General features: G+C 75.3%; 9 protein-coding genes. 6 read left to right on the plus strand and 3 right to left on the minus strand.

What is annotated here, in order from left to right; genetic code table 11:
• The first annotated feature begins 134 nt into the window (after positions 1 to 134).
• The 3 genes from OO57_RS08090 (at position 135) to rarD (ending at position 4,215) form a co-directional block, all read left to right on the plus strand.
• Positions 135 to 2,084, plus strand: coding sequence for a 2-oxoacid:acceptor oxidoreductase subunit alpha (locus OO57_RS08090; protein ID WP_033251627.1), 1,950 nt, complete (start codon positions 135 to 137; stop codon positions 2,082 to 2,084).
• Positions 2,081 to 3,118: a 2-oxoacid:ferredoxin oxidoreductase subunit beta gene (locus tag OO57_RS08095; protein ID WP_033251628.1), complete on the plus strand. Its 1,038-nt coding sequence runs from the start codon at positions 2,081 to 2,083 to the stop codon at positions 3,116 to 3,118. The genes OO57_RS08090 and OO57_RS08095 overlap by 4 nt, the downstream gene beginning before the upstream one ends.
• 173 nt (positions 3,119 to 3,291) lie before the next feature.
• Positions 3,292 to 4,215, plus strand: coding sequence for an EamA family transporter RarD (gene rarD, locus OO57_RS08100; RefSeq protein WP_033251629.1), 924 nt, complete (start codon positions 3,292 to 3,294; stop codon positions 4,213 to 4,215).
• 14 nt (positions 4,216 to 4,229) lie between these two features.
• Here the strand turns inward: rarD and OO57_RS08105 are convergent, their stop codons facing one another.
• On the minus strand, positions 4,230 to 5,480 hold the full coding sequence (locus tag OO57_RS08105) for an ABC transporter substrate-binding protein (protein ID WP_033251630.1): 1,251 nt from the start codon (positions 5,478 to 5,480) through the stop codon (positions 4,230 to 4,232).
• 223 nt (positions 5,481 to 5,703) lie between these two features.
• Between OO57_RS08105 and OO57_RS08110 the strand changes: the two genes are divergently transcribed.
• Positions 5,704 to 6,036 carry a hypothetical protein gene (locus OO57_RS08110; RefSeq protein ID WP_033251631.1) on the plus strand — a complete coding sequence of 111 codons (333 nt, stop codon included), beginning with the start codon at positions 5,704 to 5,706 and terminating at the stop codon, positions 6,034 to 6,036.
• 200 nt (positions 6,037 to 6,236) lie between these two features.
• Here OO57_RS08110 and OO57_RS08115 read toward each other — a convergent pair whose 3' ends face one another.
• Complete coding sequence (locus OO57_RS08115; RefSeq protein ID WP_051776893.1) at positions 6,237 to 7,469, minus strand: LolA family protein; 1,233 nt, start codon at positions 7,467 to 7,469, stop codon at positions 6,237 to 6,239.
• 185 nt (positions 7,470 to 7,654) lie between these two features.
• Between OO57_RS08115 and OO57_RS08120 the strand changes: the two genes are divergently transcribed.
• On the plus strand, positions 7,655 to 10,255 hold the full coding sequence (locus OO57_RS08120; protein ID WP_081973535.1) for a bifunctional FO biosynthesis protein CofGH: 2,601 nt from the start codon (positions 7,655 to 7,657) through the stop codon (positions 10,253 to 10,255).
• 6 nt (positions 10,256 to 10,261) lie between these two features.
• Here OO57_RS08120 and OO57_RS08125 read toward each other — a convergent pair whose 3' ends face one another.
• The gene (locus OO57_RS08125; protein ID WP_033251632.1) at positions 10,262 to 11,365 is read right to left on the minus strand and encodes a tyrosine-protein phosphatase; all 1,104 of its coding nucleotides are present in this window, start codon (positions 11,363 to 11,365) and stop codon (positions 10,262 to 10,264) included.
• Positions 11,366 to 11,557: 192 nt separating this feature from the next.
• Here OO57_RS08125 and OO57_RS08130 point away from each other — a divergent pair, with 192 nt between their 5' ends.
• Positions 11,558 to 12,661: an ADP-ribosylglycohydrolase family protein gene (locus OO57_RS08130; RefSeq protein ID WP_033251633.1), complete on the plus strand. Its 1,104-nt coding sequence runs from the start codon at positions 11,558 to 11,560 to the stop codon at positions 12,659 to 12,661.
• Positions 12,662 to 12,729 lie beyond the last annotated feature (68 nt).

Consider the following 12,729-nt stretch of genomic DNA (forward strand, 5'->3'; position numbering starts at 1 on the left):
AGCGGCCTCCGCCAGAGCCCCCGAAGACCGTGCCGTCACGTCGCGGGTCCGGTCCACGGACCTTCCTCCGTCCACGGAGCGGAGGGGCTTCCATCTTCCCGGCCTGAAGGCCGTAGCCTCCTGGGAGAACAAAGGTGACCAGTCAGGTCGATCAGTCAGAAGCAGTGGACGGCTCGGACGGCGACGGCCCGGCCGTGCCGGGGCGTCCCGCGTCCGGGCGGACGGCCAAGCCGATCCGGCGGCTGGACCGGGTGATCATCCGTTTCGCGGGCGACTCGGGCGACGGCATGCAGCTCACCGGCGACCGCTTCACCTCGGAGACGGCGGCGTTCGGCAACGACCTGTCCACGCTGCCGAACTTCCCGGCCGAGATCCGGGCGCCCGCAGGGACGCTGCCGGGGGTCTCCAGCTTCCAGTTGCACTTCGCCGACCACGACATCCTCACGCCGGGCGACGCGCCGGACGTGCTGGTGGCGATGAACCCGGCGGCGCTGAAGGCGAACCTGCCGGACCTGCCGGCCGGGGCGGAGATCATCGTCAACACGGACGAGTTCACCAAGCGGGCGCTGGCGAAGGTCGGCTACCCGGCCTCCCCGCTGGAGGACGGCTCGCTGGAGGCGTTCCGGCTGCACCCGGTGCCGCTGACCACGCTGACCCTGGAGGCGCTGAAGGACAGCGGGCTGGCCCGCAAGGACGCCGAGCGGGCGAAGAACATGTTCGCGCTCGGCCTGCTGTCGTGGATGTACCACCGGCCGACGCACGGCACCGAACTGTTCCTGCGGCAGAAGTTCGCCAAGAAGCCGGAGATCGCCGAGGCCAACGTGGCGGCGTTCCGGGCGGGTTGGAACTTCGGCGAGACCACCGAGGACTTCGCGGTCTCCTACGAGGTGCCGCCCGCCAAGCTGGCGCCCGGCACCTACCGCAACATCTCCGGCAACCTGGCGCTCTCCTACGGCCTGGTCGCGGCGGGGGAGCGTTCGGGCCTGCCGGTGTTCCTCGGCTCGTACCCGATCACCCCGGCCTCGGACATCCTGCACGAGCTGTCGCGGCACAAGAACTTCGGCGTGCGCACCTTCCAGGCGGAGGACGAGATCGCCGGGATCGGTGCCGCGCTGGGCGCGGCGTTCGGCGGGGCGCTGGGCGTGACGACGACCTCCGGGCCGGGCGTGGCGCTGAAGTCGGAGACGATCGGGTTGGCGGTGTCGCTGGAGCTGCCGCTGGTGGTCGTCGACATCCAGCGCGGCGGCCCGTCGACCGGCCTGCCGACCAAGACCGAGCAGGCCGACCTGCTGCAGGCGATGTTCGGCCGCAACGGCGAGGCGCCGGTGCCGGTGGTGGCGCCCGCGACGCCCGCCGAGTGCTTCGACGCGGCGCTGGACGCGGCCCGGATCGCGCTCACCTACCGGACGCCGGTGTTCCTGCTCTCGGACGGCTACCTGGCCAACGGCTCCGAGCCGTGGAGGCTCCCCGCCGTCGACGAACTCCCGGACCTGCGGGTGGAGTTCGCGACCGAGCCGAACGGCGCGGACGGCTCCTTCCGGCCCTACCAGCGCGATCCGCACACGCTGGCCCGCCCGTGGGCGGTGCCGGGCACGCCGGGCCTGGAGCACCGGATCGGCGGCATCGAGAAGCAGGACGGCACCGGCAACATCTCGTACGACCCGGCGAACCACGACTTCATGGTCCGCACCCGGCAGGCGAAGGTCGACAACATCGACGTCCCGGACGTCGAGGTCGACGACCCCAGCGGCGCCGCCCGGGTCCTGGTGCTCGGCTGGGGCTCCACGTACGGCCCGATCACGGCCGCGGTGCGCCGGGTGCGGGCGGACGGCGGGCACGTCGCGCAGGCCCACCTGCGCCACCTGAACCCCTTCCCGGCCAACCTCGGCGCGGTGCTGGAGCGCTACGAGAAGGTGATCGTCCCCGAGATGAACCTCGGCCAGCTCGCCCTGCTGCTGCGCGCCAGGTACCTCGTCGACGCGCAGTCCTACAACCAGGTCCGCGGCCTGCCGTTCAAGGCCGCCCAACTCGCCGACGTGCTGCACGCCGCGCTCGGCAGCCTCGACGCGCAGGAGACCCGATGACCGACTTCCCCGCCCTGCGGCTGGTCCCGAAGGCGGACGGCCCGCAGTCCGCGAAGGACTTCAAGACCGACCAGGAGGTGCGCTGGTGCCCGGGCTGCGGTGACTACGCGATCCTGGCGGCCGTCCAGTCGTTCATGCCGGAGCTGGGCATCCGGCGCGAGAACACCGTCTTCGTCTCCGGGATCGGCTGCTCCTCGCGCTTCCCGTACTACATGAACACCTACGGGATGCACTCGATCCACGGCCGCGCCCCGGCGATCGCCACCGGCCTGGCCGCCTCCCGCCCCGACCTGTCGGTGTGGGTGGTCACCGGGGACGGGGACGCGCTGTCGATCGGCGGCAACCACCTGATCCACGCGCTGCGGCGCAACGTCAACCTGAAGATCCTGCTGTTCAACAACCGGATCTACGGGCTGACCAAGGGCCAGTACTCGCCCACCAGCGAGGTCGGCAAGATCACCAAGTCGACGCCGATGGGCTCGCTCGACGCCCCGTTCAACCCGCTCTCGCTGGCGATCGGCGCCGAGGCGACCTTCGTGGCCCGCACCATCGACTCCGACCGGCAGCACCTGCAGTCCGTGCTGCGGGCCGCCGCGCAGCACGAGGGCACCGCGCTGGTGGAGATCTACCAGAACTGCAACATCTTCAACGACGGCGCCTTCGAGGTCCTGAAGGAGCCCGGCACCCGCGACGAGGCGCTGATCCGGCTGGAGCACGGGCAGCCGGTGCTGGTCGGCGCCGGGCACCACGTGGTCCGCGACGGCGACGGCGAACTGCGGGTCGCCCCGCGCACCGAGGGCACCGCGATCGTCCACGACGCCCACGCGGCCGGGCCGAGCACCGCCTTCGCGCTCACCCGGCTCGCCGACGCGGACACCCTGCACCACACGCCCATCGGCGTGCTGCGCGACGTGTCCCGCCCGGTCTACGACACCCAGCTGACCGAGCAGCTCGCCCGCGCCGAGGAGCGGCAGGGCCGCGGCGACCTCGCCGCGCTGCTCGCGGGCTCCAGCACCTGGACGGTGGGCGAGTAGCGGGACGCGGAGGGCCGGTGACGGGAGGGGCCCGGGGGAGCGGTGTTCCCCCGGGCCCCTCCCGTCACCGGCCCTGTCAGTAGCCATCCACTGATACGGGGATGACACCGGCGCGTGCGGGCCGCTACCTTTCGGGGGAATGCGACAGCGTGCGGCGAGGTGAAGGGCAGGCCATGGCGGAGGGTGCGCGGGAGGCCAGGGTCGGGTTGTGGAACGGCTTCGCGGCGTACGGGATGTGGGGGCTGTTCCCGCTGTTCTGGCCGCTGCTGGAGCCCGCCGGGGCGGCCGACATCCTGGCCAACCGGATGGTGTGGTCGCTGGTCGCGGTCGCCGCGATGCTGCTGGTGCGCCGCCGCTGGGCGTGGATCCGGCCGCTGCTGCGCCAGCCGCGGCGCCTGGGCATGCTGGCGCTGGCCGCGGCCACCGTCTCGGTCAACTGGGGCGTCTACATCTGGGGCGTGAACTCCGGCCACGTGGTGGAGACCAGCCTCGGCTACTTCATCAACCCGCTGGTCACCATCGCCTTCGGGGTGCTGGTGCTGCGCGAGCGGCTGCGCCCCGCGCAGTGGGCGGCGGTCGGCGTCGGCACCGCGGCCGTGCTGGTGCTGACGGTGGCGTACGGCCGCCCGCCGTGGATCGCGCTGGTGCTGGCGTTCTCCTTCGCCACCTACGGGCTGCTGAAGAAGAAGGTCGGCCTGGGCGGCGCGGAGAGCCTCGCCGTGGAGAGCGCCGTGATGTTCCCCTTCGCGCTGGCCTTCCTGGTCTACCTGGGAGTGCGCGGCGAGGGCACCTTCGGGCACGGCTGGGGGCACAGCGCACTGCTGGTGCTCAGCGGGGTGATCACCGCGGTGCCGCTGATGTGCTTCGGCGCGGCCGCGCTGCGGGTGCCGCTGACCACGCTGGGCCTGCTGCAGTACCTGGCGCCGGTCTCGCAGTTCCTGATCGGCGTCGCGGTGTTCCACGAGACGATGGCCCCGGCCCGCTGGGCGGGCTTCGCGCTGGTCTGGGTGGCCCTGCTGGTGCTCAGCGGGGACGCGCTGCGCCGGATCCGGGTCGAGCGCCGGCGGGCCCCCGTCCTGGAGGCCGTCGCGGGCTGACCGCGGCCGGGGCCTCAGACCCGGGCGAGCTCGCGGGCCAGCCGGGTGCTGTCGCGGTGCCCGGCGAACGCGCCCGCGGCGGCGACCGCGGCCGCCCGGCGGCCGGGGGCGAGCAGCCCGCCGTGGGCCAGCGAGTCGACCGGTCGGCGGGTGCGCCACTCGTCCAGCGACCAGCGGGCGTACGGGCCGAACAGCGCGCGGGTGGTGTCCGGCAGGTCGGTGCGGGCGGGGACGGCGGCGCGGGCCCCGTTCAGGGCGACCTGGCCGTCCGGGCCCGCGCAGACGTCCAGCCAGGCCAGGGCGGCGGCGCGGTTGCGGGCCCCGCGGGGCAGGGCGAAGGCGTCCACCCGGGACTGGAACAGGCCGTCGGTGCCGGGCGCCGCGGCCCAGCCGTAGTCGGTGCCCGGGCGCAGGGCGAGGTCGTCGCGCAGCCAGGTGTCGGCCCAGTCGCCGGTGAGCAGGTACCCGGCCCGGCCGGTGCCGAGCAGCCGGGCGGCGTCCGTCCAGTCGGCCTCCGGCGCGGGCGGGGCGGCCAGCGCCAGCAGCTGGTCCAGGGTGCGCAGCGCGCCGGTGGTGGCGGGGGAGTTCCACGGGCCGCCGGGCTGCCAGAGCGCGGCGAAGGCGTCCGGGCCGTGCGCGGCCAGCAGGACGGTCTCGGCCAGGTGCAGCACCTCGGTGGGGCCGCCGACGGCCAGCGGGGCGGTGCCGGTCGCGGCGACGCTCCGCAGCCGCTCCAGCAGCGCGGCGGTGTCCCGCGGGGCGGTGGCCACCCCGGCGGCGGCCAGCACCCGCGGGTTGGTCCACAGCAGGTTGGTGCGGCGGACCCCGGCCGCGACGGCGTGCAGGGCTCCGCGGACGCCCAGCCGGGGCAGCAGCGCCCCCGGCAGCCCGGCGGCCCAGCCGCGGGTCCTGGCGAGGCCGTCCAGCGGCTCCAAGTGGGGTGCCAGCTCGGCGAGTTCGGCCCCGCCGGAGCAGCGGAAGCTGTCCGGCGGCGGGCCGGTGGCGAGCCGCGCCGCGAGGTCGGTGCCCGCCGGGTTGGAGCCGTCCCCCGCGACGAAGGTGACGTTCGGCGCCCGGCCCTTCAGCGCGGCCAGCAGCGCCTGCAGGCCGTCCTGCTCCGGGCCCGCCGTCCAGCCCGTCGCGACCTCCAGCAGCCCCGACGGCCCGCCCCCCGAACTCGCCTCCGCCGACCCGTACCGGGCCAGCGCCGTGCCGCACAGGGCGGCCAGCCCGCCCAGCAGGACGTGACGGCGGCGGATCGGCACGGCACTCCCAGCGGGTCGAACGGACGGGCGGGCGGACAACGGACGAACGGTCCGCGGCGGCCCACCATCCCACCGTCCGGCCCGAGTCCGCGTCAAGGGCCCGGTCCGGCCCGGCGCCCGTGAAGAACGCCTCCTCGGGATCTCCTCAACCGGACTCCCGGGCTGCTAACGTCCGTGCTGCGCGACCCGGCCGCAGCTGTCCCGGCGCGCGGGAGGAACTCCGATGGTGCACCTCGCCCGGCCCGTGCTCCACCACGTTCCCGCGGTGCGGCGGGAAGCGGGCGGGGCCCAGAGCGGCGAGCTGCGCATCAGCCGGCAGGCGGGCCTCCCCGCCGTCATCAGCTGGCGGCCCGCGGGCGGCGACCCGGTCGACCTGCTCCCGCCCTACCGCCTCGACCGGGTCGAGCTGCGCCACTCCCCGCGCGCCCGCCTGCACGGCCTCACCGCGGGCGTCCGCCTGGTCACCGCCGGCTGGTCCCCGCTCTTCCTCGTCCCCCCGTCCGGCCTCCCGGCCCTGGCCCTGGCGGCGGCGTCCACCCGCCGGGTGCAGATCTAGGGGCTCGGGAAGGACGGCGGGATGCGCGATCAGGGGCTCGGGGAACGGCGAGTCCGAGCTGCCGGCGGCCGGAGCCCATCGGGGTGTCCGTGCTGCTTCGGGCCGCCTGAACAGAACCCGGAGCCACCGCACGCACCGGCAGTGCACCCGCAGCAGCCCCGAGCCCGCCGTTCCCCGAGCCCCCGGATCGTTCCCCCGGATCAGCCCTTCGCGGCCTTCTGCAGGGTCTCCGCGGTGACCGCGCCCAGGTAGACGCGGCCGTCGTCGGTGATCAGGGCGTTGACGATGCGGGTGGAGACCAGGGTGCCGCCGTCGACGTGGCGGCCGGTGAACTTGGCGAGGCCCTTCGCGGCCTCGGCGCCCGCCTCGCCGTGCAGGACGGTGGTCCAGCCCTCGCCGATGACGCCGGCGTCCCCGGCGGCGGCGGAGCCCGCGGGCCCCGCGGCGGCGGCGTCGAGCTCGGGGAGGACGGAGGACAGCGGGCTGTCGGGGCGCCCGTCGGCGGGGGCCTCGACGACCTCGGTGCCCTCGGGGACGGTGAACTGGAAGGTCGCGGCGTCGGGCCGGGCGTAGGAGAGGCTGCCGAAGCGGACGTCGAAGGCGGTCGCGCCGTCGACGGTGCGGACCTGGACGGCCAGCGGCACGCCCTTCTCGGCGTCGACCGCGACCCGGATCTCGTCGATGGTGGAGCCGGACTGCTTCGGCTTGATGCTGAGCCGGTACGCGTCGTGCCCGGCGACCCGCTCGGTGCCGCTGACGGTGACGGCGGTGGTCGCGGCGGACTGCTCCAGGAACCGCTTGGCGACCTCCTGCGGGGTGACGGAGGCGATGCCGGGTTCGGCGCCCCGGTGCCCGTCCGCGGCGCCCTCCGGGGCGGTGAGGTGCAGGGCCTGCCGGGAGCCGCGGTCGTAGGCCCACAGCTGGGTGCCGTTGTGGACGAGCTCGTAGCCGGACGACTTCTCACCCGTGAGGGTGAGCTTCTGCCGGTCGGGCCCGTCGGAGGCGACGGTCAGGGTGTGCGCGCCGCCGAGGAGTTCGACGGCCTTGAGCTGCGGGTCGGCGCTGCCGACCGGGGCGCCGGCGCTGCGGGCGAGGTTGCCGACCGGGCCGGAGCCGGTGAGGGCGTCGGTGAGGGCGGTGGGCAGGCCGAGGTCGGCGCTGACCCGGACGGTGCCGGAGAAGGTGTCGGTGTCGGCGGCGAGCGCCTTGGCGACGAGGTCCTGGGCGCTGATCGCGGGCAGGTCGGGCGCCTCGTCGCTGGCGAGCGCGGGCAGTCCGATGCCGACGGCGACCAGCGCGGCCACGGCCACCGGTACGCCGACGCGGACGGCGGCGCGCCGCTTCGCGGGCCGGGCGGACGGCCCGGCGGGTGCCGGTGGCGGTGCGATCCGGAGCGGCGTCGTTTCCTGTCCTGCGGTGGAGTCGTGCTCCATGGCAGCCCCCTTCCGAGTGCCTGTGCGCTGTCACCGTCCATTAGAGCCCCCGGCGGCCCGCGGCGGCGTCGCCCGGTGGCAGCAGATCCGGGTACGCCTCGCGTTGTATCCGGGACATTGCGACCCTGAGAAGCCGTCAGGGTCGTGTAGTCCCGCAGTGGTACCTCTCGCGTAGGGTCGGGCCCATGAGCCCTCAGCCCCCGTCCGAGCTCCCGTCCGCGGCGGCCGCCGCCCCGACCGCGACCGCGATGCGGCGCGCACTGCGCCGGGCCGGGGACGGGGTCGCGCTGGACGTCGCGGAGGCGGCGGTGCTGCTGCGGGCCCGCGGCGAGGACCTGGTGCAGCTGTGCGCGGTCGCGGCCCGGCTGCGGGACGCGGGCCTGGAGCAGGCGGGCCGCCCCGGCGTCATCACGTACTCGCGCAAGGTGTTCGTCCCGCTGACCAGGCTGTGCCGGGACCGCTGCCACTACTGCACCTTCGCCACCGTGCCGGGCAGGCTGCGCAAGGACGGGCACGGGATGTACCTGTCCCCGGACGAGGTGCTGGACATCGCCCGCAAGGGGGCCGAACTCGGCTGCAAGGAGGCCCTGTTCACGCTCGGCGACCGGCCCGAGGAGCGCTGGCCGGAGGCCCGCGAGTGGCTGGACGCGCACGGCTACGACGACACCCTGGCGTACGTGCGGGCGATGGCGGTGCGGGTGCTGGAGGAGACCGGGCTGCTGCCGCACCTCAACCCGGGCGTGCTGTCCTGGACGGACTTCCAGCGGCTCAAGCCGGTCGCCCCGTCGATGGGCATGATGCTGGAGACCACCGCCGTCCGCCTCTGGTCGGAGCCCGGCGGCCCGCACCACGGCTCGCCCGACAAGGAACCGGCCGTCCGGCTGCGGGTGCTGGAGGACGCCGGGCGCAGCGCGGTGCCGTTCACCACCGGGGTGCTGATCGGCATCGGCGAGACGTACGAGGAGCGGGCCGAGTCGCTGCTGGCGATCCGCAAGGTCGCCCGCGCCTACCAGGGCGTGCAGGAGGTGATCGTGCAGAACTTCCGGGCCAAGCCGGACACCGCGATGCGCGCCATGCCGGACGCCGAACTGTCCGAGCTGGCCGCGGCGGTGGCGGTGGCCCGGCTGGTGCTCGGGCCCGCGGCCCGGATCCAGGCCCCGCCGAACCTGGTGGACGCCGAGTACGCGCTGCTGATCGGCGCGGGCATCGACGACTGGGGCGGCGTCTCCCCGCTGACGCCCGACCACGTCAACCCGGAGCGCCCCTGGCCGCACGTCGAGGAACTGGCCGAGCGCACCGCCGCCGCCGGGTTCGCGCTGCGCGAGCGGCTGACGGTCTACCCCGAGTACCTGAAGCGCGGCGAGCCCTGGCTGGACCCGCGCCTGCTGCCGCACGTCCGGGCGCTGGCCGACCCGGCCACCGGCCTGGCCGTCGAGGGCCGCACCCCGGTCGGCCTGCCCTGGCAGGAGCCGGACGAGCCGATGACCGGCGGCGGCCGCACCGACCTGTTCCGCACCGTCGACACCGAGGGCCGCACCGGCGACCGGCGCTCCGACTTCGACGACGTGTACGGCGACTGGGAGTCGCTGCGCGAGCAGGCCGCGCTGCCCGCCCCCCGCCGCCTGGACGCCGACCTGCGGGCCGCGCTGTCCACCGCCGCCGACGACCCGGTCAGGCTGACGGACGACCAGGCGCTGGCCCTGTTCCAGGCCGACGGCGACGCGCTGGACGCGCTCACCCGGATCGCCGACGACCTGCGCCGCGACACCGTCGGCGAGGACGTCACGTACTGCGTCACCCGGAACGTCAACTTCACCAACGTCTGCTACACCGGCTGCCGGTTCTGCGCCTTCGCCCAGCGCCGCACCGACGCCGACGCCTACACCCTCTCGCTGGAGCAGGTCGCCGAACGGGCCGAGCAGGCCTGGCAGGTCGGGGCGACCGAGGTGTGCATGCAGGGCGGCATCCACCCGGACCTGCCGGGCACCGCGTACTTCGACATCGCGCGGGCGGTGAAGGAGCGGGTGCCGGGCATCCACGTGCACGCCTTCTCGCCGATGGAGGTGGTCAACGGGGCGACCAGGACGGGCCTGCCGGTCCGCGAGTGGCTGCTGCGGGCGAAGGACGCCGGGCTGGACTCCATCCCCGGCACGGCCGCGGAGATCCTGGACGACGAGGTCCGCTGGGTGCTGACCAAGGGCAAGCTGCCCGCCGCGACCTGGGTCGAGGTGGTCACCGCCGCGCACGAGCTGGGCATCCGCTCCTCCTCGACGATGATGTACGGCCACGTCGACACCCCGAAGCACTGGCTGGGCCACCTGCGGCTGCTCGCCGGGATCCAGCAGCGCACCGGCGGCTTCACCGAGTTCGTCACCCTGCCGTTCGTGCACACCAACGCGCCGGTCTACCTGGCGGGCATCGCCCGGCCCGGCCCGACCGCCCGCGACAACCGGGCGGTGACCGCGATGGCCCGGCTGCTGCTGCACCCGCACATCACCAACATCCAGACCAGCTGGGTGAAGCTGGGCGCGGAGGGCGCCGCCGAGATGCTCCGCAGCGGCGCCAACGACCTGGGCGGCACCCTGATGGAGGAGACCATCTCCCGGATGGCGGGCTCCTCCTGGGGCTCCTACAAGTCGGTCCGCGACCTGGAGGCGATCGCCGCCCTGGCGGGCCGCCCGGCCCGGCAGCGCACCACCCTGTACGGCGAGGTGCCCGCCGAGCGCCGCGCCGCCGCGCTGGCCTCCGACGGGCACCTGCCGCACCTGCTCCCGGTGCTGGACTGACGGGGGTCAGCCGACCAGCAGGTTCCGGCGCAGCTGCTCCGCGTCGACGCCCAGGCCCTCCAGGTAGGCGTCGAAGCTGCCGTAGCGGGCCCGCACCTCGTCGAAGCCCGCCGCCAGGTACTCGGGGCGGACGTCCAGCAGCGGCCGGTACACCGCCTGGTAGGCGGGCGGCAGCTGGGCGAGGGCGGCCGCGTTGGCCTGCGCCCGGTAGGTGTTGGACGCCAGGTAGTCGGCCCGCACGGTCTCCTGCGGCACGCCGAGGGCGGTGAGCAGGGCGGCCGCGCCCCAGCCGGTGCGGTCCTTGCCCGCGGTGCAGTGGAACAGGACGGCGCCGCGGTCGTCGGCGGCGTCCAGCAGCTGCGCGTAGGCGGCGCGGGCGCTGTCGGCGGAGACCATGGTGCGCTCGGCGAGGACCATCATGTCGACGGCGGCCTGCGGGTCGGTGACGTCGAACTGCCCGGTGTCGGCGGCGCCCAGCACGTTCGCGGTGACCGCCTTCGCGCCCGCCGGGAGCCGGTCGGGGGCGGCCTGCTGCTCGGCGGGGGTGCGCAGGTCGAAGACGGTGCGGATGCCCAGCCGGTGCAGCTTGGCGAGGTCCTGGTCGGTGAGCCTGGACAGGTCGTCCGAGCGGTACACCCGGCCGAGCTCCACCCAGCGGCCGTCCGCGGTCCGGTAGCCGCCCAGGTCGCGGAAGTTGGGGGCGGAGGCCAGGTGCAGCGAGCGGTCGGCGACGACCAGCGGCGCGCCCCGGTCCGGGACCAGCTCGAAGTACCAGCGGTCGGCCGCGCCGAGGCCGGAGACGGTGACGGTGGCGCTGCCCGCGCCGGAGGCGACGGCCCGGCGGTGCGCGACGTGCTTCCGGTCGGTGCCCGCGTACACGGTGACGCGCCGGGCGCCGGGCGCGGTCCAGGTGAGGGTGAAGCTGCCGTCGGCCTGCTGGGCGGCGGTGGCGGCGGTGAACGGGACCGCGCGCGCCGCGTGCTGCTCCGCGTGCTGCGCCGGGGCGGCGGACGGGGCGGCGAGCGCCGAGGCGGCGAGGGCGGGGGCGGTGGCGGTCAGCGCGGCGGCGAGGGCGGCCGCGGCGACCAGCCGGGTGCGGGGGGAGGTCATGGACGCCGACCGTAGGCACACCGACCGCTGGGCCGGTGACCTGCGGATGTCGTCGCTCCGACGGCCGGTTGAACGAATCGATGTTCGGGGCTGACCGCCTTTTCGCGCGGTCCTTCGAATAAGGTGCGTCTACCGTCCGCGGCCGTCCCCGTCGACGTCCGCGTCCGCCGAGCGAAAGGGTTCCGTCCCGTGATGCCTCTGTGGTCACGCGCCCAGCAGCAGGACTTCCGCAGCCGGGTCCGCGGCTGCCTGCTCGGTGGGGCGGTCGGGGACGCGCTCGGCGGCGGCATCGAGTTCGAGCAGCTGGAGCAGATCCGCGAGGCGCACGGCGGGGCCGGCGTGACCGGCTACGTCCCCGCGTACGGGCGGCGCGGCGCGATCACCGACGACACCCAGATGACCCTGTTCACCGTCGACGGCCTGATCCGCTCGCACGTCAGCCGCGACGGCGGCGCCTGGCACCCGCCGTCCGACGTGCACCGCGCCTACCTGCGCTGGTACGCCACCCAGCAGGACTGGGGCCCGGACGAGCGCCGCAAGGACCTGGGCTGGCTCGGCCGCCAGGAGTGGCTGTACGCCCGCCGCGCCCCCGGCCAGGCCTGCCTGTCCGGCCTGGCGGGCACCGAGAACGGCCCGCTGCCGACCGTCGAGGAGCCGCGCAACCCGGGCTCCAAGGGCTGCGGCACCGTGATGCGGGCCGCCCCGTTCGGGCTGCTCACCGCCTGGGACCCGGCGCTGGTCTTCCAGCTCGCCGTCGAGTGCTCGGTGCTGACCCACGGCCACCCCACCGGCTACCTGTCCGCCGGGGCGTTCGCGGTGATCGTCCACGCGGTGGCCCGCGGCGGCACCCTGGAGGAGGGCGTGCACCTCGCGCTGGCCCTGCTCTCCGAGCGCACCGGCCACGAGGAGACCACCGCCGCGCTGCGCGCCGCCCTGGACGCGGTGCGGGCCGGGGCGCCGTCCCCCGAGCGGGTCGAGGAGCTCGGCGAGGGCTGGGTCGCCGAGGAGGCGCTCGCCATCGGCCTGTACTGCGCGCTGGTCGCCGAGGACGTCCGCAGCGGCCTGCTGCTGGCCGTCAACCACTCCGGCGACAGCGACTCCACCGGCTCGATCTGCGGCAACCTGCTGGGCGCCCTGCACGGCGAGACCGCCCTCCCGCCGGACCTGCTGGCCGAACTGGAGGGCCGCGGCGCGATCCTGGAGCTCGCCGACGACCTGGTGCTGGAACTGCTGCACGGCCCCGAACTGCACGGCACCGAGGCCTGGGCCGAGCGCTACCCCGCCGCCACCGCCTGACGCCGCCGCCGCCACCGCCTGACGCCGCTCCGCCCGCTCCCGGGCCCCGGACGCGCAGGTGCCCGCCG

It is taken from the genome of Kitasatospora phosalacinea (genome assembly GCF_000717185.1).
Lineage (GTDB): Bacteria > Actinomycetota > Actinomycetes > Streptomycetales > Streptomycetaceae > Kitasatospora > Kitasatospora phosalacinea_A.

Coding starts and splice junctions, on each gene's coding strand:
- OO57_RS08095 (WP_033251628.1), top strand. CDS start 2,081: ATGACCGACTTCCCCGCCCTGCGGCTGGTCCCGAAGGCGGACGGCCCG.
- rarD (WP_033251629.1), top strand. CDS start 3,292: ATGGCGGAGGGTGCGCGGGAGGCCAGGGTCGGGTTGTGGAACGGCTTC.
- OO57_RS08110 (WP_033251631.1), top strand. CDS start 5,704: ATGGTGCACCTCGCCCGGCCCGTGCTCCACCACGTTCCCGCGGTGCGG.
- OO57_RS08115 (WP_051776893.1), bottom strand. CDS start 7,469: ATGGAGCACGACTCCACCGCAGGACAGGAAACGACGCCGCTCCGGATC.
- OO57_RS08120 (WP_081973535.1), top strand. CDS start 7,655: ATGAGCCCTCAGCCCCCGTCCGAGCTCCCGTCCGCGGCGGCCGCCGCC.
- OO57_RS08125 (WP_033251632.1), bottom strand. CDS start 11,365: ATGACCTCCCCCCGCACCCGGCTGGTCGCCGCGGCCGCCCTCGCCGCC.
- OO57_RS08130 (WP_033251633.1), top strand. CDS start 11,558: ATGCCTCTGTGGTCACGCGCCCAGCAGCAGGACTTCCGCAGCCGGGTC.